This window comes from Actinomycetospora lemnae (assembly GCF_028737315.1).
GTDB classification, from domain to species: Bacteria; Actinomycetota; Actinomycetes; order Mycobacteriales; family Pseudonocardiaceae; genus Actinomycetospora; species Actinomycetospora lemnae.
The window spans coordinates 1-20,132 of the sequence record NZ_JAQZAO010000004.1; the positions used below are offsets into that span (position 1 = coordinate 1).

Annotated in this window: 18 protein-coding genes; 5 read left to right on the forward strand and 13 right to left on the reverse strand. The window is 74.4% G+C overall.

What is annotated here, in order from left to right; genetic code table 11:
* The first annotated feature begins 274 nt into the window (after nt 1-274).
* Entirely contained in the window at nt 275-811 is a 537-nt protein-coding gene (locus tag PGB27_RS09520; protein WP_274200139.1) for a PadR family transcriptional regulator, read from the forward strand.
* Nucleotides 812-820: 9 nt separating this feature from the next.
* Here the strand turns inward: PGB27_RS09520 and PGB27_RS09525 are convergent, their stop codons facing one another.
* The 3 genes from PGB27_RS09525 to macS are packed head-to-tail and all read right to left on the reverse strand — an operon-like array spanning nt 821 to nt 3,391.
* The gene (locus PGB27_RS09525; RefSeq protein WP_274200140.1) at nt 821-1,501 is read right to left on the reverse strand and encodes a VC0807 family protein; all 681 of its coding nucleotides are present in this window, start codon (nt 1,499-1,501) and stop codon (nt 821-823) included.
* Nucleotides 1,502-1,547: 46 nt separating this feature from the next.
* Nucleotides 1,548-2,174, reverse strand: coding sequence for a response regulator (locus PGB27_RS09530; protein ID WP_274200597.1), 627 nt, complete (start codon nt 2,172-2,174; stop codon nt 1,548-1,550).
* An 11-nt stretch (nt 2,175-2,185) separates the two neighbouring features.
* Complete coding sequence (gene macS / locus PGB27_RS09535; RefSeq protein WP_274200141.1) at nt 2,186-3,391, reverse strand: MacS family sensor histidine kinase; 1,206 nt, start codon at nt 3,389-3,391, stop codon at nt 2,186-2,188.
* Nucleotides 3,392-3,631: 240 nt separating this feature from the next.
* Between macS and PGB27_RS09540 the strand changes: the two genes are divergently transcribed.
* Nucleotides 3,632-4,774: a hypothetical protein gene (locus tag PGB27_RS09540; protein WP_274200142.1), complete on the forward strand. Its 1,143-nt coding sequence runs from the start codon at nt 3,632-3,634 to the stop codon at nt 4,772-4,774.
* Here PGB27_RS09540 and PGB27_RS09545 read toward each other — a convergent pair.
* Both PGB27_RS09545 and PGB27_RS09550 read right to left on the reverse strand, forming a co-directional pair.
* Nucleotides 4,771-5,292: a hemerythrin domain-containing protein gene (locus PGB27_RS09545; protein ID WP_274200143.1), complete on the reverse strand. Its 522-nt coding sequence runs from the start codon at nt 5,290-5,292 to the stop codon at nt 4,771-4,773. The two genes, PGB27_RS09540 and PGB27_RS09545, sit on opposite strands and share 4 nt — an antisense overlap.
* Before the next feature lie 72 nt (nt 5,293-5,364).
* Nucleotides 5,365-6,267 (reverse strand): hypothetical protein, encoded by a 903-nt coding sequence (locus PGB27_RS09550; protein ID WP_274200144.1) that lies wholly within the window; start codon nt 6,265-6,267, stop codon nt 5,365-5,367.
* A gap of 159 nt (nt 6,268-6,426) precedes the next feature.
* Here PGB27_RS09550 and PGB27_RS09555 point away from each other — a divergent pair, with 159 nt between their 5' ends.
* Nucleotides 6,427-6,744: an adhesin gene (locus PGB27_RS09555; protein ID WP_274200145.1), complete on the forward strand. Its 318-nt coding sequence runs from the start codon at nt 6,427-6,429 to the stop codon at nt 6,742-6,744.
* Between the two features lie 54 nt (nt 6,745-6,798).
* On the opposite strand, the gene PGB27_RS09560 is transcribed toward PGB27_RS09555, so the two are convergent.
* Together PGB27_RS09560 and valS are read right to left on the reverse strand one after the other, a co-directional pair.
* A complete protein-coding gene (locus PGB27_RS09560) occupies nt 6,799-7,782 on the reverse strand; it encodes a DUF6925 family protein (protein ID WP_274200146.1) in 984 nt (327 codons plus the stop codon).
* A 1-nt stretch (nt 7,783) separates the two neighbouring features.
* Entirely contained in the window at nt 7,784-10,504 is a 2,721-nt protein-coding gene (gene valS / locus PGB27_RS09565; protein WP_274200147.1) for a valine--tRNA ligase, read from the reverse strand.
* 83 nt (nt 10,505-10,587) lie between these two features.
* On the opposite strand from valS, the gene PGB27_RS09570 reads away from it, so the two are divergent.
* Nucleotides 10,588-11,562 carry an NADP-dependent oxidoreductase gene (locus tag PGB27_RS09570; protein ID WP_332843787.1) on the forward strand — a complete coding sequence of 325 codons (975 nt, stop codon included), beginning with the start codon at nt 10,588-10,590 and terminating at the stop codon, nt 11,560-11,562.
* Nucleotides 11,563-11,686: 124 nt separating this feature from the next.
* Nucleotides 11,687-12,682, forward strand: coding sequence for a hypothetical protein (locus tag PGB27_RS09575; RefSeq protein ID WP_274200148.1), 996 nt, complete (start codon nt 11,687-11,689; stop codon nt 12,680-12,682).
* Here PGB27_RS09575 and PGB27_RS09580 read toward each other — a convergent pair whose 3' ends face one another.
* The 6 genes from PGB27_RS09580 to PGB27_RS09605 are packed head-to-tail and all read right to left on the reverse strand — an operon-like array spanning nt 12,683 to nt 20,008.
* On the reverse strand, nt 12,683-13,459 hold the full coding sequence (locus PGB27_RS09580; protein ID WP_274200149.1) for a maleylpyruvate isomerase family mycothiol-dependent enzyme: 777 nt from the start codon (nt 13,457-13,459) through the stop codon (nt 12,683-12,685). It abuts the gene before it with no gap.
* A 32-nt stretch (nt 13,460-13,491) separates the two neighbouring features.
* A complete protein-coding gene (locus tag PGB27_RS09585; RefSeq protein WP_274200150.1) occupies nt 13,492-13,818 on the reverse strand; it encodes a Rieske (2Fe-2S) protein in 327 nt (108 codons plus the stop codon).
* On the reverse strand, nt 13,815-16,421 hold the full coding sequence (nirB, locus tag PGB27_RS09590; RefSeq protein ID WP_274200151.1) for a nitrite reductase large subunit NirB: 2,607 nt from the start codon (nt 16,419-16,421) through the stop codon (nt 13,815-13,817). Before nirB ends, PGB27_RS09585 begins: the two co-directional genes overlap by 4 nt.
* Complete coding sequence (locus PGB27_RS09595) at nt 16,421-16,768, reverse strand: molybdopterin oxidoreductase (protein WP_274200152.1); 348 nt, start codon at nt 16,766-16,768, stop codon at nt 16,421-16,423. Before PGB27_RS09595 ends, nirB begins: the two co-directional genes overlap by 1 nt.
* A complete protein-coding gene (locus PGB27_RS09600; RefSeq protein ID WP_274200153.1) occupies nt 16,765-18,906 on the reverse strand; it encodes a molybdopterin oxidoreductase family protein in 2,142 nt (713 codons plus the stop codon). Before PGB27_RS09600 ends, PGB27_RS09595 begins: the two co-directional genes overlap by 4 nt.
* A gap of 46 nt (nt 18,907-18,952) precedes the next feature.
* On the reverse strand, nt 18,953-20,008 hold the full coding sequence (locus PGB27_RS09605) for an LLM class flavin-dependent oxidoreductase (protein ID WP_274200154.1): 1,056 nt from the start codon (nt 20,006-20,008) through the stop codon (nt 18,953-18,955).
* Nucleotides 20,009-20,132: the final 124 nt, after the last annotated feature.

A 20,132-nucleotide genomic window follows, 5' to 3' on the forward strand; every position in this document is an offset into this window, starting at 1 on the left:
GTGTTCTGGCAGGGCGACCGCCTCACCGTGCTCATCGACGACACCGTCGCCGCCAGCCTTACCCTCGACCGCACCATCCGCTACCAGCGGACCACCAACCTGTCTCCGATGCGCTGAGACAGACCTGTGCCAGATGTGCTGAGACACCACACACGGCTATAGCCGTGGAAAGTGCTCACATGGGATTCGGGAACCACGTCGGTTGATCACGACGTCGGGCCCCACCGTGACCTGTCGACCTGGACATGTCCAGATGGACTGCTAGCGTGCGCCCATGTCGCTGCGCCACGCCCTCCTGGGTCTGCTCGCCCACGGCCCGGCCAGCGGCTACGACCTCACCCGCGCCTTCGACGGCAGCATCGGCCGCTACGCCTGGCACGCCGGCCACAGCCGCATCTACCCGGAGCTCGCCAAGATGACCGAGGCCGGGCAGGTCGTCGTCGAGGAGACGGGCCCGCGCGGGCGGAAGACCTACGCGCTCACCGACGACGGCCGCCTCGAGCTGCGGCGCTGGATGCTGCACTGGCCCGAGCAGACCACCGTGCGCGACGAGACGGTGCTGCGGATGTTCCTCGTGCAGTCCCTCGAGCCCGAGGACGCGCGCCGGCTGCTGGAGGGCATCGCCGCCCACTGCGCGGACCGGATCGCGGAGCTGCGCCCACTGATGGACGCCGAGGACGCCGAGCACTCTCCGGGCGCGCAGGTCCCGTTCGGCCGGCTCGCCGGCGAGTACGGGCTGCGCCAGTACGAGGCCGTGCACGGGTGGGCACTGTGGAGCCTGGCGCGGCTCGGGGCTACGGTGCCGGGCTGACCAGGCCGGTCACGCCGTAGCGGTGGGCTCCTGCGCGTGCGCCTCGGCCCACGCGCGGGCCTTCGGCCCGGTGCGCGCGCCGTACCAGCCGTTCCAGACCGAGAGCCCGACGATGACGGCGACGAGCATGGCCGTCGACAGCCCGACCATGACGTCGAGCGGCAGCAGGTAGATCAGCGGGACGCGCACGATCGCCAGGAGCAGCAGGCCGACGCCCCACACCACGGCCGACACCCGGAACGTGCGGCGCACGGGCGGCAGCGTCCGGTAGAGCTCCGCCATCTCGCGGGCCCGGCGCGGCTGCGAGGTCTGGTACGCCGAGAGCGTCAGCGGCGTGCCGCCGAGCAGGCTCGCGAGGAAGACCAGGCCGACCAGCCCGGTGGTGAACGAGTCGGTGACCAGCAGGAATCGCGGGTCGCCGTCGACGAACGCCAGCGCGAGCCCGACGCCGAACACCGTGAGCATCAGCGCCGCGAACCACGTGACCCGGCGCGTGCGCACCGCCACCCACGCCAGCCGCACCCCGGCGACGAGCGAGGCGACGAGCAGCGCCACCCAGTCGGTCGCGCCCGCGAGCCGCAGCGCGTAGTAGGCGACGAGCGGGGCGCCGACGTCGAAGAACAGCCCGGAGAACTGCTGCAGGACCGAGTAGCCGGGCTCGTCGTCGCCCTCGTTCTTCCCGTGCTCCACGGGAGCAGCGTCCACCTGTCCAGCACGACATGTCAACCAGGACATGTCACTCGTCGGCGTCCAGACCGCGCTCGATGGCGTATCTCGTCAGCTCGACGCGGTTGGTGAGCTGGAGCTTGCGCAGGGAGTTCTGGACGTGGTTCTCCACCGTGCGGTGCGAGAGCGTCAGCCGGGTGGCGATCGCGCGGGCGGTGAGACCCTTGGCGACGAGGCGGAGCACCTCGGTCTCGCGCGGGGTGAGCTGCGGGGCGTCCGGGGCCTCGGTCTCGCGGCGCCGGTACTCGCCGAGCACGAGGCCCGCCAGGCCGGGGGAGAACACGGCCTGGCCGGCGGCGGTGCGGGTGACCGCGTCGACCAGCTCGTCCATGCCGGCGGACTTGACGAGGTAGCCCGACGCCCCGGCGCGCACGGCCTCGATGACGTCGCCGTGCTCGGTGCTGGCCGAGAGCACGAGCACGCGGGTGTCGGGCAGCGCCGTCCGGATCTGCTCGGTCGCCTGCGCGCCGGAGAGCTCGGGGAGCTGCAGGTCCATGAGCACGACGTCGGGGCGCACGGCCTTCGCGATGCGCACCGCGGCGGCGCCGTCGGGAGCGGTCGCGACGACGTCGACCTCCCGCTCGGCGAGGTCGCGGGCGACGCCCTCGCGCCAGATCGGGTGGTCGTCGACGACCATGACCCGCACCGTCACGGCTTCCTCCTCCGCGGGACGACGACCTCCCACTCGGTGCCCTCGCCGGGCCCGGTGTGCAGCGTGATGGTGCCGCCGAGGGCGTCCACCCGTCCCCGCATCGACGCGGCCACGCCGAGGTGACCCTCGGCGACGGCCTCGTCCAGCCGGCCCTCGGGGATGCCGACGCCGTCGTCGCGCAGGCTCACGGTGACCGCCGCCGGGTCGTCCTCCACGAGCACCCACAGGCCGGCGCCGGGACCCGCGTGGGCGGCGGCGTTGCCCGCGCCCTCGCGCACCACCGCGGCCAGCTCGTCGACCACCGTGGCGGGCAGGAGCACCGGCTCCGCGGGCACGGCGAGGGATGCGTGGGCGGGCAGGACCCCGGCGAGCCGCGACGACAGGTCGACCGTGCCGTCGGGACCCGGCGTCGGCGCCGACGTGATCAACCGGCGCAGCGCGACCTCCTGCTCGCCGGCGAGGCGGGCCAGCTCGAGGCCGGGAGCACTGTCGTCGGCGGTGCTCGTCCTCGCCAGCTCGTCGCCCCGCCGCCGGACGAGCGCGAGGACCTGGAGCACGCCGTCGTGGATGTCGCGGGCGAGGCGCTCGCGCTCGGCGGTCGCGGCCTCGCGGGCGGCGGCGGCGCGCAGCTGCTCGACCAAGCGGCGCATGGTGTCGGCGGCGAGCCCGACCGCGAGCCCGGCGATGACGAGGAGCTGGGCGTCGAAGAGCAGGTCGCCGTCGAGGGCGCGCCGCACGCCGAACAGCACCCCGACCGTGACCACCGCGCCGGCGAGCCCGCCCCGCCACCCCAGCGCGATCGCCATCGCCAGCACCGGACCGGCCGACCACACCGTCGTGATCACCGAGCCGCCCTGCGCCAGGCGCTCCGGGGTGTCGACGAGCAGCGTCGACGCGGTGGCGAGGGCCGTGATCAGCAGGTCGGCGACCGCGGTGCCGGCGTCGCCGCGGCGCAGGTAGCGCACCGACGACACGGCGGTCCACGCGACCATCACGGCGACCACGGCCACCCCGAGCGCCGGGCGCGCCCACTCCCCGGCGAAGCGCGCGACGTTGACCAGCGCCGCGACCAGCGTCACGACCCGGTACACCACGAGGCCGCGCCACAGCGGGACCAGCTGGGGGTGCGCCCGCGCGCGCGGCGAGACGTCGGGGCTCGTCACGGCACCTCCCCCGGCGTGGTCGGCGAGCGTCGCGGGCACGGACGACACCCTCGCCCCACCCGGCCGTGGGCGGGATGGGGGGAACTACTCACCGGAGGACCCGTCCTCGTTCCCCGGACGGATGCCCCCGGTCACTGGCCAATCGGCGAACGGCCTACCGCGAGGTATCGATCGTGGCAGAAGATCCCGGAAGGGCTAACGCCGCGCCACGTGGGGCCGAACAGCCGAGCACCAGAACGCCTGCTCGGACCCACGTCGGGCGCCATCAGAGGGGGACACATGGATCGATGGACGATGGTCGTCGAGGCGGTGCCCGACGCCCTCCGGGCGATCCGGGTCGACGAGGAGGACCACCGCCCGATCGACGTCGGGCTCGTCGACGGCGACGCCGGGACGCTGGGTGACTCGCTGGCCGCGGCGGTCGCGGCGCAGGACGGTCCGCCGGACCACCTCGTGCTGGTCGTGCCCGGCGATCTCGACCAGCACCGCTTCGCCGCCCTGACCGAGGCCGTCGAGCTCGCCGGCCTCCCCGACCCGTCGTGGCTGCCGGAGGCCGTGGCGTTCGCGGGCTCCCGCCTCGTGACCTTCGCGGCCGGCACCCCGGTCGTGGTCGTCGACGCGCGGGGCGACGAGCCCGTCGTCTGGCGGACCCGGACCGCGGACGACGGCGTGGAGATCGGCACCGGCGGGGCGGGCGATCTCGGCGCCCGGCTCGACGCGCTGCTCACCGGCGTCGTGCACGCGAAGCTCGCGGTCGTCGCGCCCGAGATCGCCGAGGCGCTGCGCCGGCGGACCGACCCCGTCGGGCGCCGCGACGCCGCCCACCTCGGCCGGGAGCTGCGCGAGGCGCGGCGGCTGATGTGCGCCACCGACGGCGAGGAGCTCGTCGTGACCGCCGGCGAGGCCGAGGTCTACCTCGACCGCGCGGAGTTCACCGACCTCCTCGACCACGCCCTGCGCGACACCGCCGACGCCTCCGAGGGCGCCCGCGCGCCGCACGCGGTCGTGGTCGCCGACGAGCACACCCCCGTCGTCGAGCACCTCGCCGGCGCCTGGCGGGCCCGCGTGGTCGCCGCGCCCGCCGGGGCGAGCTCGTTGGCGGGTGCCGCGGCGCTGGTCCTGCCGCGCCCGAACCTCGTCGACGACCCGGCCCCGACCGACGACCTCCCGCTCCTCGCCCGCACCATGCGCGCGTCGCACGGGACGGCGGTCGTCCAGGTACCGCGGCCGACGCCGGTCCCCAGCGGCCCGCCCGGCTGGGCCGTGCCCGCCCTGACGGGCCTGCTCGCGCTGAGCCTGGTGGGCGCCGCCGCCGTGCTCGTGACCGACGCCGGCGCCCCGCCCGCCGCCGACGCGGGCGCGGCGGTGCCGGCGACCCCCGTGCAGCCGATCGGGTTCGACCTGCCCGGGGAGGGCGGTTAGGCCTGGCTCGGCGAGGTGACGGCCTGGACGTACTGCTCCGGGTCCTTCTCCTCGAACGACAGCCCGCGCCCCTCGGCGTGCTCGACCTTGAACTGCTCGAACTTCGCCCCGAGCTCCTGGCGGAAGGCGAGCGAGGTGCCCTTGCGGAAGGGCGCGAGGTCGTCGCGCTCCTCCTCGGCCATGTGGTGGTTGTTCGCCTGATCGGTCTCGTCGATGGCGTCCCACCACTCCTGGCTGCCGACGGTGGCGTTGCGCGCCTTCTCGGTGCCCTCGCGGATCTCGTCGTGGTCGCCGACGGCGTCCTCGGTGGCGGACGCGTCCTCGTCGTCGACGCGGCGCGCCATCGACGGGTAGAAGTGCTGCTCCTCGGCCGACGCGTGGATCTCGAGCTGGATCGCCAGCGAGTTCCACACCTTCGCGGCCTCCTCGGGCTGCTCCCGCAGGTCGGCCAGCTTGAGGAACTGGCGCCGGAACCAGTCGTGGTCGTCGAGGATCATCTCGGTGATGTCGGCGGACATGGGGACCTTCCGTTCGCGTGGTGGCGTGCCGGTCGTACCCCGAGCCCGTCGGGAGCAACCGGTAGGTCAGCCTCACCTCGCGTGCACGGACCCCGCGGCGTCGACGAACCACACCTCGGTGCCCGCGCCCGCCAGCGACGCCGCGCGCTGCTCGGTGAGGCTGCGGTAGCGGCGGGTGTCGGGCAGGGCGATGACGATCCGCGCGCGCGGGTGTGCCCGACGTCGCTCGGCGGCGGCGTGCTCGGCGGCGGAGAACCAGTCGCCGGCGATCGTCGTCGGGTGGGTCCGCGCCCCGTCGGCCGGCCAGCCGGTGACCTCGACGTGCACGTCGTCGCCGTCCAGCGACGCGACGAGGTCCCGGGCCGGGCCGGTGCCGTCCGCGGAGGCCCGGCGCAGCGTCGCCCCCCGCCGCACGAGCCAGCCGGCGACCAGCGACTGCACGTTGACCACCCGCGACCACGCCTGCAGCGCGTCGTACGGCGGGGGGTCGTAGCAGGGGGAGGTGGTCGGCTCCGCCGTCGTCCGCGTCCGGGTCTCCGGCGCGACCTGCGGCACCGGGTCACTCGCGGGAGATGCTCCGGTTCCCGAAGCGTTCGGCGCGGCGACGACGGGGTCGGCCGTTGTGGGCGGCTCGGTCGCCGGGGACGCGTCGGTTCCCGACGGACTCGCCCCGGCGAGGAGGGGGTCGGTGGCGGCTGCCGGAGGTGCTGCGGTGTCCGCGGTGTCCGGCGACGAGGGGACGGCCGCGACCGTGCGGGACCGCTTCGTCCTGCTGCCCGCACCCGTCGTCCGACGCCCGCGCCGCGGCTTCGGCGCCGGCAGCCGGTTGAGGATCGGTCGGGTGCCGACGCGCTCGAGCTCGCCCTCGGCAGCCAGGCGCCGACAGAGCTGGTTGACGGTCTGGGTCCGCACGCCGCCGCCGAGCTCGCGGGCCAGGGCGGCGTCCGACAGGCCCTCCGGTGACGCGCTGAGCATTCGGAGGACAGCAGCGCGCCGTTCGGTGGGTTCGGGGCTCACCGGGAGGGCCATCCTGTCGTTCCCCTCCGTGTTCGACGCGTGGAGCTGGGGATCCGTCGCGTGACGGCACGCGCATCCACGTGCGTGACCAATCCGTGACCCGTATGGTAACGAGGCATGCTGGCACTGACGGAGACGGCGGCCGAGGCCATCTCGTCCATCCTCGAGTCCAACGAGATGCCCGAGGGGTCGGGTCTGCGCATCGCGGCCACCCCGAACATGGCGGAGGAGGGCCTCGAGCTCTCGGTCGCCCCGACGCCCGCCGCGGACGACACCGTGCTCGAGGGCGGCGGCGCCGTCATCTTCCTCGAGCCCCAGGCCGCGTCGGCCCTGGACGACAAGGTGCTCGACGTGGAGCGGGTGCCCGACGCCGAGCGCGGCGACGGGGACGAGTTCCGCTTCGCCATCACGCCGCAGTCCGAGCTCCAGGACTGACCCCAGGACCGACCCCAGGACCGACCGGGGTCGCCGGGGCCGCCCCGGCGCCCCTCATCCCTGCGCCGGGTCGTGGGTGAGCGGCTGCCCGTCGCCCTCGACCCGTTCCCGCGGGAGCTCCCGACGCCACCCCGCGAGGTGGGGGTGCCCGGGCTCCAGCTCCTCGCACTGTCGCAGCGCCAGCTCCACCGTCGCCCGGTACGCGCGCTCCCGCGCCCACGCCGGCGGTGCCGTCGACGTCGCCAGCGCCTCGGCCACCGCCGCCTTCGCCGCGACCGCCTGCGGGTCGCCGTAGCGGGCCAGGACCTCCTGCGCGCGCCGGTGCCGCTCCGGCCGCGCCCGGATCGGCCGGCCGTCGACGGACCGGGTCGGGTGCGGGAGGTGGATCGTCGCGCCGGGCACGTAGCCGGCGGGGATGGGGTCGGTCGCCGCGTGCGTGCGCCCGCGGGCGAGCAGCCGCGGCAGCAGGTGGGTGTGCGGGCCGTCGGGGCTCGTCCCGTCCGGTGGCGGGATCGGCGTGAACACCTCGAGCCGCGCCACGCCCGTGCGGAACACGCGGTGCGGCCCGGCCTCGACCAGCGTCCCGGCGACCGCGCCGGCCTCGCTCAGCGGCCGGCCCTCGACGGACCGCAGGGCCGCCAGGAGCGCCGCATCGCTGGTCCGCACGCAGGCCTCGAGGTGCGGCGCGCCGACGCCGAGGTCGACGAGCACGGCGTCGCGGTCCTCGTCGCGCAGCGCGTCGACGTCGGGGCCGAGCTCGGTGACGACCGAGCGCCCGCCCGCGGGCAGGAACAGGCACAGCGCGACGGCCTGGCTCCAGCTCTCGCCCGCACGCCGCTCCCACGCGACGGGCCGGACGTCCTCGGTCAGCCGGACGTCGACGCCGCCGCGCGGGGTGACGACGGTGGCCCGACCCCCCGCGTGCGTGACCTCGGCCGGCTCGTCGGGGTCGCGCAGGAACTCGGCGAGGGCACCGAAGGTCCCCACGCTCCAGCCGGCGTCGGGGTCGTCGACCCACGCCAGGAGGTCGTCGGCCACCTCAGGCGGTCGGGCCGCCGACCGTGGTGACGAGCTCGCCGTCCGACGACACGACCAGCTCGACGTCGCGCACCCGCCCGGCCGCCCGGACGTCCGCGAGGGCCTCCCGCAACGCCTCGAGCGCGGCCGGCGCGGCCTGGACCGACAGGCTCTCGACCTCGGTGCGGATCGAGAGCTTCTGCTCGGACTTCGCGCGACGGATGCCGCCGATGACGTCGGAGGCCACCGTGAGGACCTGCGGGTCGGCCTCGGCCGAGGTGGCGAGCTCGTGGATGTCGGGCCACGACGCGAGGTGCACCGAGCCCTCCTGCCACCACGACCAGACCTCCTCGGCGACGAACGGCAGCACCGGCGCGAACAGCCGCTGCAGCACGCGCAGGGCCGCCGCGAGGGTGGCGCGCGCCGAGTCGCGGCCGGCCTCGTCGAACTCGCCGTAGGCGCGCGACTTGACCAGCTCGAGGTAGTCGTCGCAGAAGAACCAGAAGAACTGCTCGGTGACCTCGAGGGCGACGGCGTAGTCGTAGTCGTCGAGGGCCGCGGTCGCCTTCTCGACGACCTCGGTGAGCCGCGCGAGCAGCGCGCGGTCCAGGGGCGCCGACACCGCGGACAGGTCGGGCTCGCCCCCGGCGTCGACGGGTCCGGCTCCGCTGCGCTGCGTGTCCCCGTCCACGGGTCCAGCTCCGCTGCGCTGCGTGTCCCCGTCGACGGGTCCAGCTCCGCTGCGCTGCGTGTCCCCCACCCCGACCCCGAGGATGAACTTCGAGGCGTTGAGCAGCTTCATCGCGAGCCGCCGGCCGACCTTCATCTGCCCGCGGTCGAAGGCCGTGTCCACACCGGGTCGCCCGCCAGCGGCCCAGTACCGCACCGCGTCGGACCCGAACTCCTCGAGCAGGCCCATCGGGGTGACGACGTTGCCCTTGGACTTGGACATCTTCTTGCGGTCCGGGTCGAGGATCCACCCGGACAGCGCGGCGTGCGCCCACGGCAGGCTGTCGTGCTCGAGGTGGCTGCGCAGCACCGTCGAGAACAGCCAGGTGCGGATGATGTCGTGGCCCTGCGGGCGCAGGTCCATGGGGAACACGCGCGCGAACAGGTCGTCGTCGACGCTCCACAGGCCCGCGATCTGCGGGGTCAGCGACGAGGTGGCCCAGGTGTCGAGGACGTCGGGGTCACCGGTGAAACCGCCCGGCACGTCGCGCTGCTCGGCGGTGTAACCGGGCGGGACGTCGGTGGTCGGGTCGACCGGCAGGGCGGCGTCGTCCGGGGTGAGGGGCTTGTCGGGGATGACCTCGCCGTCGCCGTCGAGCGGGTACCAGACGGGCACCGGGACGCCGAAGAAACGCTGGCGGCTGACCAGCCAGTCGCCGTTGAGGCCGCGCACCCAGTCCTCGTAGCGGTGGCGCATGTACTCCGGGTGCCACGCGAGCTCACGGCCCCGGGCGAGCATCTCGTCGCGGACCCCCGCATGATCTCCGGCTGCCTCGCGACCGCCGTTGCGGATGTACCACTGGCGGCTGGAGACGATCTCGAGCGGCTTGTCGCCCTTCTCGTAGAACTTCACCGGCCGGGTCACGGGGCGGACGTCGCCGACCAGCTCGCCGGTCTCCTGGAGCATCGCGACGATCCGCTCCTTGGCGGTGTGCACCGTCGCGCCGGCGAGCTCCTCCCAGCGCTGCCGCCCGGCCTCGGAGGTGATCCAGTCCGGGGTGTCGCGCAGCAGGCGGCCGTCGCGGTTGATGATCGTGCGGTTGGGCAGGTCGAGCTCGCGCCACCACGCGACGTCGGTGAGGTCGCCGAACGTGCAGCACATCGCGATGCCGGCGCCGCGTTCCATCTCGGCGGCCGGGTGCGCGAGCACGGGGACCTCGACGTCGAACAGCGGCGAGCGCACCGTCGTGCCGAACAGCGGCTGGTAGCGCTCGTCGTCGGGGTGGGCGATGAGCGCGACGCACGCCGGGATCAGCTCGGGGCGCGTGGTCTCGATGAACACGTCGTCGGACGCGCCGTTCGGCCCCCCGTCGCCGGGCTCGCCCCGGTGGTAGGCGATGCGGTGCCACGCACCGGTGTGCTCGCGGTCCTCGAGCTCGGCCTGCGCGACCGCCGTGCGGAACGTGACGTCCCAGAGCGTCGGGGCCATCGAGACGTAGGCCTGACCGCGCTCGACGTTGTGCAGGAACGCGCGCTGGCTGATCGCGCGGGCCCGGGCGTCGATGGTCTGGTAGCCGTGCGACCAGTCGACCGACAGGCCGTTGCGACGCCACAGCGCCTCGAACGCCTTCTCGTCCTCGGCCGTCAGCGTCTCGCAGAGCTCGACGAAGTTCTTGCGCGACACCGGGATCTGCTGCTTGCCGGGCTTCTCGGGCGGGGTGAAGTCCGGGTCGTAGGGCAGGCTCGGCTCGCAGCGCACGCCGTAGAAGTTCTGGACGCGACGCTCGGTGGGCAGCCCGTTGTCGTCCCACCCCATGGGGTAGAAGACCTTCTTGCCGCGCATGCGCTGGAACCGGGCGACGATGTCGGTGTGGGTGTAGCTGAACACGTGCCCGACGTGCAGCGACCCCGACACCGTCGGCGGCGGGGTGTCGACCGAGAACACCTGCTCGCGCGTGGCCGACCGGTCGAACGCGTAGGTGCCCTCGTCCTCCCATACGCGCGCCCACCGGTCCTCGAGGCCGTCGAGGGTCGGCTTCTCGGGCACGCGCGTGCCGGGATCGGACTGCACCATGACGCCCAGTTTACCGAGGGGCCTCCAGCCACTTCCGCCCTGCTCAGGGTGTGCTCCGAGCGCCGCGCGGGCACGCCGGGAGCATGACCTCGACGACCACCCCGACCACCATGCGACGGATCACCCAGGACGCTCCCGGCGGGCCGGAGGTCCTGCGCGTCGAGGAGGCGCCGGTCCCCGAGCCGATCCCCACCGAGGTCCGGGTCCGGGTGACGGCGGCGGGCGTGAACCCGGTCGACACGAAGGTCCGCGCGGGCGGCGCCGGCCTCGGCTCGGCCGGCGGGGACATGGCCGCGCCGCCCTTCACGGTCGGCTGGGACGTGGCCGGCGTGGTCGACGCCGTCGGCATGGGCGTCACACGGTTCGCGGTCGGCGACCGCGTGTTCGGCATGCCCTGGTTCCCGCGCCAGGCCGGCGGCTACGGCGAGTACGTGACGGCGCCGTCGCGGCACTTCGCGCACATCCCCGACGGCGTCGACGACGTCACCGCCGCGGCCACCCCGCTCGCCGCGCTCACCGCCTGGCAGATCCTCGTCGACACCGCCGACGTGCAGCGCGACCAGCGTGTGCTGATCCACGCCGCGGGCGGGGGCGTCGGGCACCTCGCGGTGCAGATCGCCACGGCACGCGGCGCACACGTCGTCGGCACCGCCTCGGCCGGCAAGCACGCCGACCTCGTCGCCCTCGGCCTCGACGACGCGATCGACCACCACACCGAGGACATCGCCGAGGCCACCCGGGACATCGACGTCGCCGTCGACCTCACCGAGATCAACGGGCCCTCGTCTCTGGCGGTCCTGCGGCCCGGCGGGCTGGTGGTGTGCGTGCCGTCCGGCGTCCCCGAGGGGCTGCGGGAGCAGGCGGAGGCCGAGGGCAAGCGGGTCACCGACTTCCTCGTCGAGCCCGACGGCGTCGCGCTGACCGGCATCGCGCGGTTGATCGCGGAGGACGTCCTGAAGGTCCGGGTCGCCGGCACCTTCCCGCTCGAGGACGCGGCCGCCGCGCACCGCGAGCTCGAGAAGGGCTCGACGTTCGGCAAGCTCGTGCTGACGCTCTGACCTGCGACGACCCTCGACCCACTCGTTCGGGTGAGGGCTGCTAACGGATCGCGTACCCCGACGACATGAGCGGCAGGTCCGTCGCACGGCGGACACCACACATCTCGTCGGGGGATCGCGCACCATGACCACTGTCCAGCCGCCTCGTCACCGCGCTGCCGCGGGAGCCCGCGAGCCGCACCCGTCGGGGCCGGTGGTCTCCCTGCGCCCGATCGGCACGGAGGACGCCTCGGTCGAGCCGCCCACCGCGCCGATCTCCCGCGCCGCGCTCCACGCCGCCGCGGGGACGCGGGGCGCCCCGGCGCCGGCGCCCGTCATGGCTCCCGTCGCGGCACCGCCGATGCCGCCCGCGATGCCCCGGCCGACCGGCCACGCCGTGCCGGTGGCTGTGCCGGTCGCCGCGCCGATGGCCGCCCCGCGCAACGGCCTGGGCATCGCCGGCCTGGTGCTCGGCCTCTGCGGCCTGGTCGTCGGGCTGATCCCGCTGCTCGGGATGGGGGCGATCCTGCTGGGCGTCGTCGGCCTCGTGCTCGGGCTGGTCGGCGTGACCCGCGCCCGCCGCGGCGCCGCGACCAACACGAAGACCGCGGTCACCGGCGTCGTCGCCTGCGTGCTGGCGGTGGCCCTGGGCATCTGGGGCCTGGTCATCGTGGCCGACGCGGTGACCCAGCTGAACGAGGACCTGTCGTCGATCGGCGCCACCACCCCCGCGGCGAGTGCGCCGGCGGCTCCCGCCACCACGGCCGTCGGCTTCGGCCAGACCTTCACCTACGCCGACGGCCTCGCCGTCTCGGTCAGCGAGCCGACCTCGTACGACCCCTCGCGCTACGCGGCCGGCGCCACGAACCCCTACGCCTACAGCGTCACGGTCCGGATCACGAACAACACCGGCGCCGCGTTCGACCCGGTGCTGCTCCAGGCCGCGATGTCGACCGGCGGCGCCCCGGCCTCCCAGATCTTCGACGCCGAGACGGGCATGCCCCCGCAGAACCAGCTGCAGCCCGGCCGCAGCATGACCTACGAGGTGGCCTTCTCGACGACGACGAACAGCGGCGAGGCCCAGGTCGACATCACCCCGTCCTTCGACCACGAGCCCGCGGTCTTCACCGGCACCCTCTGATCAGACCCCGCCGTGCTCGCGCCACAGCGTGAGCAGGTCCGCCGCCCCGAGGACGTCGACCCCGACGTCCTCGGGGCGTTCGCGGCTGGTGAGGACGGTGAGCAGGGCCCGGGCGGGACCGCGCACCGCGGCGTCGCTCTTGCGGTGTGCGTGCTCGACGACCGGGCCCTCGGCGCGCAGCGTCACGACCCACTCGCCGGCGTCACCGAGCCCCTCGTCCGTCGCGTGCAGGTGCAGCGTGGCCCCGTCGGCGTGCAGGTCGGGCCGGCGCCTGGCGCTCAGGGTCACCATCGCCAGGTGCTCGTCGACCGCGTCGGCGGCGATCACCGGGTCGACGTCGGCGAGCGGGTCCCGGCCCGCCGCGATCTCGGCGTCCGCGCGGTGCACGAGCGTCTCGTGGCACTGCCGGCGCGCCCAGAACGACACCGGCACCGGCCCGCCGAACCCGCCGACCACCGTGTCCTCGCCGGCCGTGCGGATCGCCTGGGTCAGGGCCGCGGCGCCCTCGAGGAGCCAGGTCGACACCTCGTCGTCGGACTCCGGCATCGGCGGGTCGGTCGGTCCCCGACGCACGAGCTTCTCGCCGGGCCGGGAGACGGTGCCGGCGCACCAACGGTGCACGCCGCCGAGGTGGTCGGCGAGGTCGCGCGCGGTCCACTCCGGGCACGTCGGCACGCGCGCCTCCTGCCCCGCGGTGTGCACGGCGTCGGCGAACGCCGCGGTGTGCAGGACGACCTCGTCGAGGAAGCGCTCCGTGGTGGGCACGGTGATGGGCACGGACGCATCCTCGCCCACCACGGGAGACACCGTCAGCGCAGGCGCACGACCAGCTCGCCGTCCTCCTCGGTGGCCGCGTAGGCCGCGACGTCGTCGGCGCCCGTGGCGCAGGTCCCGTCGGCCAGCGAGAACTGGTGGTTGTGCAGCGGGCACATCACCACCTCGCCGTCGATCAGTCCGTCGGCGAGCGGACCGCCGCGGTGCGGGCAGATCGCCCGGAGCGCGTGCAGCCCGCCCGAGCGCGGCCGGAACACCGCGACCGGCTCGTCGCCGACGAGGAACGCCCGCCCCTCGCCGAGCGGGATCTGGTCGACCGGTCCGAGGCGCGCCTCGACCGCCGGCTGTGCGTCGGTGCTCATCGGTGCGAGCCCTCCCGGACGGGGACCTGCGGCAACGGGACCAGCGGCAGCGCGTCGTGGAACTGCCCCGGCGTCGACTCGGTCTGGTCGGCCGCCCACGGGTCGACGTAGCGGTCGACCGAGGCCTGCATCCGCGCGTCGAGCTCGGCGGCGATGCCCTCGGTGTCGTCGACGACGACGGCGATGAGGTGGTCGAGCCCCATCCGCGGCACGAAGTCGTACGTGCGCTCGAGCCAGTTCGCGTTCTCGCGGTAGTACTGCAGGAACCGGCCGGTGATCGTCATGGCCTCCTCGTGGGAGTCGACGGTCGCGAGGATGTCGCCCTTGCGGATCGTCGCGCCCGCCGCGCCGCCGACGTAGATCTGCCACTGGCCACCTTCGATCGCCACCAGCCCCACGTCCTTGACCATCGACTCCGCGCAGTTGCGCGGGCAGCCGGACACGGCGAGCTTCATCTTCGCCGGGCCCTCGATGCCCTTGTAGCGCTCCTCGAGGTCGATGCCGAGCCGCGTGGAGTCGCCGAGCCCGAAGCGACAGAAGTCGGTGCCGACGCAGGTCTTCACCGTGCGGAAGCTCTTGCCGTAGGCCCAGCCCGACGGCATGTCGAGGTCCGCCCACACCTCCGGCAGCTTCTCCTTGGGCACCCCGAGCAGGTCGATGCGCTGCCCGCCGGTCAGCTTGATCATCGGGATGTCGTGCTTCTCGGCGACGTCGGCGATGCGCCGCAGCTGGGCGGCGTCGGTGACCCCGCCGGACATCCGCGGCACCACCGAGAACGTCCCGTCGCGCTGGATGTTGGCGTGCACCCGGTCGTTGATGAACCGGCCGTCGCGCTCGTCCACGACGTCGTCGGGCCACATCATCCGCAGCAGCGCCGTCAGGCCCATCTTCGAGCCGACGTGCTCCCTGCCGTCGGGCGCGAGCGCCGCGAACACCGACGAGACGCTCTTGAGCTCCCGCGTGCGGATCTCGTGCATCAGGGTCGGCTTGTCCAGCGGGATGCCCGGCACGTAGTACGAGTCGGCCGGGTCCTCGGTGCCCGCACCACCCAGCGCCGCCTCGACGACCTCCGTGACCAGGCCCTTGCACGACCCGCAGCCCTTGCCGGCCCGCGTCTGCGCCATGCACGCCGACACCGAGTCGGCGCCGTGCTCCACGCACGCGACGAGGTCGCCCTTGGAGACGCCGTTGCAGTTGCAGATCTGGGTGTCGTCGGGCAGGTCGGCCGCGGCGGACTCGTCGCCGGCCGCACCGAGGTCGAACAGCAGCTTGATGCGCTCCTCGGGCAGCGCCGAGCGGCTGTCGAACGCCTGGGTCAGCGCCGCGACCTTGCTGACGTCGCCGACCAGCGTCGCGCCGATCAGCGTCCCGTCCCGGATGACGACGGTCTGGTAGACCCCGCGCCCGGTCTCGGAGAACTGCACGAACTCGTCGGACTCGCGCTCGGGGGCCTTGACGCCCATCTGCGCGACGTCGACGCCGGCGACCTTGAGCTTCGTCGCCAGCCGCGAGCCGTGGTACTCGGCGTCCGGGTTCGCGCCCGTGACCACGTCGGCGAGGACCGCGGCCTGCTCCCACAGCGGGCCGACGACGCCGTACACCTCGCCGCGGTGCTGGGCGCACTCGCCGACGACGAAGATTGCGTCGTCGTCGACCGAGCGCATCTTGTCGTCGACGACGATGGCGCGCTGCGTCTCGAGCCCCGACACCATCGCGAGCCCGATGTTGGGCCGGATGCCCGCGGTGACCACGACCATGTCGCACGCCAGGTCCGAGCCGTCGGTGAAGCGGACGCCGGAGACGCGCCGCTGCCCCCGATCGGTCGAGCCCCGCTCCGCGGCGTCTCCCGTCGTCAGGATCTCGTTCGTCTTGACCCCGAGGTGCAGGTGCATGCCCATCTGCTCGAGCTTGCTGCGCAGCACCTTCGACGCCTCGGCCTCGAGCTGCTGGTTCATCAGCACCTCGGTCGGGTGCACGACGTGCACCGCGACCCCGTGCTTCTGCAGCCCGGCCGCCGCCTCGAGCCCGAGCAGGCCGCCGCCGATGACGACGGCGGTCCGGTGGCTGTCCCCGATGGTCGAGCTCCGCTGCGCTGCGTCGCCCTCGACGTGGGCGAGCATCGCCTGCGCGTCGTCCAGCGACCGGAACCCGAACACCCCGCGCGTGAGCTCGGTGTTCGACGCCCACATGCCCTCCACGGGCGGGAAGAACGAGCGGCTGCCGGTGGCCAGCACGAGCACGTCGTACGGGGTCACCGACCCGTCGTCGCCGAGGACGACCTTCGCGTGCCGGTCGATGCGCACGATGCGGACGCCGGCGTGGAGCGTGATCCCGTTCTCGTCGTACCAGTCGAGCGGGTTGAGGTAGAGGTCGTCGGCGTCGTCGTTGTCCACCGCCTCGCCGGTCCCGACGGTCGAGCTCCGCTGCGCTGCGTCTCCCGCCGCGTTCGCCAGGACCTCGGAGAGCAGGATGCGGTTGTAGTTGCCGTAGGGCTCGTCGCCGAAGACGGTGATGGCGAACTGCTCGCCGCCGCCCCGCGCGAGGATCTCCTCGAGCGCGCGGGCGCCGGACATGCCGTTGCCGACGACCACCAGGCGGCGCATCAGACCTCCACCAGGCCGCAGTCGACGACGAGCGTGCCGCTGGTCCCGGCCGGGGCCGAGTAGTGCACCTCGACGGTGGTCCCGGCGAGGAGGTCCTCGACCACGCGCAGCGAGACGTGCATGTCGGACCTGGCGCCCACCGGCAGCCACCGCGCAGGCGCGCCGTCGAACACGAGGACGACCGTGGCGAGCTCGTCGGAGGAGTTGCCCGCGCGCACGTAGAGGACCTGGCCGGTCACGCCCTCGGGCACGGTGTAGGTCAGCGTCGGGTGCAGCAGGGCCGGCTTGTCCAGCCCCTGCCCGTCGAACGCGAACGCGCCCTGCAGGAACCGTGGCGTGGTCATCATGCGGGGGTGTCCTCCCGGGTGGTGGCGGCTTCCAGTGCGACCGCGCAGACCTTGAACTCGGGCATGCGTGAGGCCGGGTCCAGCGCGGGGTTCGTGAGGTCGTTGATCGTCTGCTCGCCCGCCCAGTGGAACGGCGCGAAGACCGTGTCGGGCCGGATCGTCGGGGTCAGCCGGGCGCGCACCCGGGCGCGGCCGCGGCGCGTGCGCAGCAGGAGGTCGCCGCCCTCGGCCACGCCGAGCCGGGCGGCGAGGTCGGGGTGGATGTCGACGGAGGGCTCCGGCTCGGTGTCCAGCAGCGCCTTGGTGCGGCGGGTCTGCGTGCCCGACTGGTAATGGGCGCGGCTGCGGCCGGTGGTCAGGCGGTAGGGGTACTCGTCGTCCGGGGTCTCGGCGGCGTCGCGGTGGTGCACGACGTGGAAGCGGGCGCGCCCGTCGGGCGTCGGGAAGCCGTCCCGGAACAGCCGCGGCGTGCCCGCGTCGTCCTCGGAGCGGCACGGCCAGAACACGCCGCGCTCGGCCTCGATCCGCTCCCAGGTGATGCCCGCGTAGTCGGCCTTGCCGCCGGCGCTGGCGCGGCGCAGCTCGTCGAACACGGCGCGGGGGTCGTCGTCGAAGTGGTCGCCACGCCCGAGGCGCCGGGCCAGGTCGGCGAGCACGGCGAGGTCGCTGCGCACGCCGTCCGGGGCGTCGGTGGCGCGCCGGCGGCGCAGCACGCGACCCTCGAGGTTGGTCATCGTGCCGTCCTCCTCGGCCCACTGCGTGGTGGGCAGGACGACGTCGGCGAGCTCGGCGGTCTCGGAGAGGAAGAGGTCGGAGACGGCGAGGAAGTCGAGGCTGCGCAGCCGCTCGCGCACGTGGGCGGCGCGCGGGGCGGAGACGGCGACGTTGGAGGCCATCACCAGCAGCGCGCGGACGCCGCCGTCGGAGCCGAGGCGGTCGAGCATCTCGTAGGCCGAGACGCCGGGCTGCGGGAGCTCGTCGGGGTCGACGCCCCAGACGCCCGCCACGTGGGCGCGGGCGGCGGGGTCGGCGAGCATCCGGTAGCCGGGCAGCTGGTCGGCCTTCTGCCCGTGCTCGCGCCCGCCCTGCCCGTTGCCCTGGCCGGTCATCGTCGCCCAGCCGCTGGACGGGCGGCCGGGCAGACCGAGGGCGAGCGCCAGGTTGATCCACGCCAGCGCGGTGTCCGACCCCTTCGCGTGCTGCTCGGCGCCCCGACCCGAGAGGATCATCGTCGCCCGGGACTCGGCGAGCAGCCGGACCGCACGCTCCATCACCGCGACCGGGACGCCGGTGATGCGCTCGACGCGGTCGGGCCAGTACTGGCGCAGCGCGCGCTTCACCGCGGGCCAGCCGGTGGTGCGCTCGGCGATGTACGCGGTGTCGACCAGGCGGTGCTTGACCGCGAGGTGCAGCAGGCCGTTGGCCAGGGCGAGGTCGGTGCCGGGCACGGGCTGGAGGTGCACGTCGGCGGCGGCCGCGGTGGCGGTGTAGCGCGGGTCGACGACGAGGTGGGTCGCCCCGCGGTCGCGGCCGGCGGCGAACCACCGCATCGCGGGCGGCATGACGTCGGCCGGGTTGGAGCCGACGAGCAGCACGGTGTCGGCGCGGGCGATGTCGGACAGCGGGAACGGCATGCCGCGGTCCACCCCGAACGCCTTCGTCGCCGCCGCGGCCGCCGACGACATGCAGAAGCGTCCGTTGTAGTCGATCGAGGCGCTGCGCAGTGCGACCCGGACGAACTTGCCGGCCTGGTAGGCCTTCTCGTTGGTCATCCCGCCGCCGCCGAACAGGCCCGCGGCGTCCGGGCCGTAGCGCTCCTGGGCGACGGTCAGCCCGTCGGCGATCCGTTGGAGGGCCTCGTCCCAGGTCGCGGCGCGGAACGGCTCGTTGCGCGCGTCACGGACCAGCGGCGTCGTGAGCCGGTCGGGGTGGCCGAGCAGCTCGGCCGCCGACAGGCCCTTCTCGCAGAGCCCGCCGCGGTTGGTCGGGAACGGCGCGCCGGTCACCTCGAGCACCGGCCCCGCGGCGTGCGCACGCGGGGTCAGCGTCATCGCGCACTGCAGCGAGCAGTACGGGCAGTGCGTGCTGACGCCCTGCTCGGGCGCCGATCCGGAGATCGGCAGGTGGGACCCGGCCATGGCTCCCACGCTGCGGGGGAGCCGTTGCCGGGCGGTTACACGAGCGCTACACCTGGGCGAGCGACGGCGCGGCGCCCGTCACTCCCGGGGCGGCCGGACCGAACTCCTCGGCGATCAGCTCGTAGGAGCGGCGCCGCTCGGCGGCGTCGTGGATCGGGGTGACGATCATGATCTCGTCGGCGTCGGCCTCGCGGGCCCGGCGCTCGAGGTCGTCGCGGACCTCGGCCGGCGTGCCGGCGGTCGTCTTCGACGCCATCGCCTGCTCGACCTGGAGCTCGACGGGGCTCCAGTCGTGGGCGAGCGCCTCCTCCGGGCTCGGCAGCGGGCCGGGGTTGCCGGTGCGCAGGCGCGCCATCGACAGCGCGTGGGCGCGACCCATGGCCCGGGCGCGCTCGGCGTCCTCGCTGCACATGACCGCGGCGGCGAGGATGACGTGCGGGTCCTGCGCGCCGGCGGCGTCGCTGGGACGGAACTGCTGGCGGTAGATGCGTGTTGCCTCGCCCGGGTCGGCGCCGCCGAAGTGGCCGGCGTAGGCGAAGCCGGTGCCGAACGCGGCCGCGGCCTGCCCGCCGTAGTAGCTCGACGCGAGGATCCAGACCGGCGGGAGCGGGACGTCGTCGGGCACGGCGACGATGCCGGCGAACGGGTGGTCGGCGGGGAAGCCGTCGACGTAGCCGCGGAGCTCGGAGAACTGCTCGGGGAAGTCGTCGGCGGTGAGGGCCTCGCGGCTGCGGCGCAGGGCGATCGCGGTGCGCGGGTCGGTGCCGGGTGCGCGCCCGAGACCGAGGTCGATGCGGTCCGGGTAGAGCCCGGCCAGCGCGCGGAACGTCTCGGCGACCTTCAGCGGGGAGTGGTTCGGCAGCATGATCCCGCCGGAGCCGACGCGCAGGGTGCTGGTCGCGCCGGCGGCGGCGCCGATGAGGATCTCGGGGCTGGAGCTCGCGACGCTCGGGATGCCGTGGTGCTCGGCGAGCCACATGCGCCGGTAGCCGGCGCGCTCGACGGTGCGGGCGAGCTCGACGGTCTCGTGCAGGGCCGCCGAGGTGGGCGTGCCGGAGGGGACCGGGGAGAGGTCCAGGACCGAGAGCTCGAGATCGCGCATGTCCGGTGCAACGTCGTCGCGCGGGACGTGTGTTCCGGCGGGTGTCCCGATCCGGGACGTCCCGCGCAGCGCGCTCGGCCGGGGAGATTAAGGTCACTGCTACCGCGTCCTCGTGGCGACGAAG

Bases quoted from the DNA above. Each gene is read 5' to 3' on its own strand.
- PGB27_RS09520 (WP_274200139.1), top strand. From the start codon at position 275: ATGTCGCTGCGCCACGCCCTCCTGGGTCTGCTCGCCCACGGCCCGGCC.
- PGB27_RS09530 (WP_274200597.1), bottom strand. From the start codon at position 2,174: ATGGTCGTCGACGACCACCCGATCTGGCGCGAGGGCGTCGCCCGCGAC.
- PGB27_RS09540 (WP_274200142.1), top strand. From the start codon at position 3,632: ATGGATCGATGGACGATGGTCGTCGAGGCGGTGCCCGACGCCCTCCGG.
- PGB27_RS09545 (WP_274200143.1), bottom strand. From the start codon at position 5,292: ATGTCCGCCGACATCACCGAGATGATCCTCGACGACCACGACTGGTTC.
- PGB27_RS09550 (WP_274200144.1), bottom strand. From the start codon at position 6,267: ATGCTCAGCGCGTCACCGGAGGGCCTGTCGGACGCCGCCCTGGCCCGC.
- PGB27_RS09555 (WP_274200145.1), top strand. From the start codon at position 6,427: ATGCTGGCACTGACGGAGACGGCGGCCGAGGCCATCTCGTCCATCCTC.
- valS (WP_274200147.1), bottom strand. From the start codon at position 10,504: ATGGTGCAGTCCGATCCCGGCACGCGCGTGCCCGAGAAGCCGACCCTC.
- PGB27_RS09570 (WP_332843787.1), top strand. From the start codon at position 10,588: ATGACCTCGACGACCACCCCGACCACCATGCGACGGATCACCCAGGAC.
- PGB27_RS09575 (WP_274200148.1), top strand. From the start codon at position 11,687: ATGACCACTGTCCAGCCGCCTCGTCACCGCGCTGCCGCGGGAGCCCGC.
- PGB27_RS09585 (WP_274200150.1), bottom strand. From the start codon at position 13,818: ATGAGCACCGACGCACAGCCGGCGGTCGAGGCGCGCCTCGGACCGGTC.
- nirB (WP_274200151.1), bottom strand. From the start codon at position 16,421: ATGCGCCGCCTGGTGGTCGTCGGCAACGGCATGTCCGGCGCCCGCGCG.
- PGB27_RS09595 (WP_274200152.1), bottom strand. From the start codon at position 16,768: ATGATGACCACGCCACGGTTCCTGCAGGGCGCGTTCGCGTTCGACGGG.
- PGB27_RS09600 (WP_274200153.1), bottom strand. From the start codon at position 18,906: ATGGCCGGGTCCCACCTGCCGATCTCCGGATCGGCGCCCGAGCAGGGC.
- PGB27_RS09605 (WP_274200154.1), bottom strand. From the start codon at position 20,008: ATGCGCGATCTCGAGCTCTCGGTCCTGGACCTCTCCCCGGTCCCCTCC.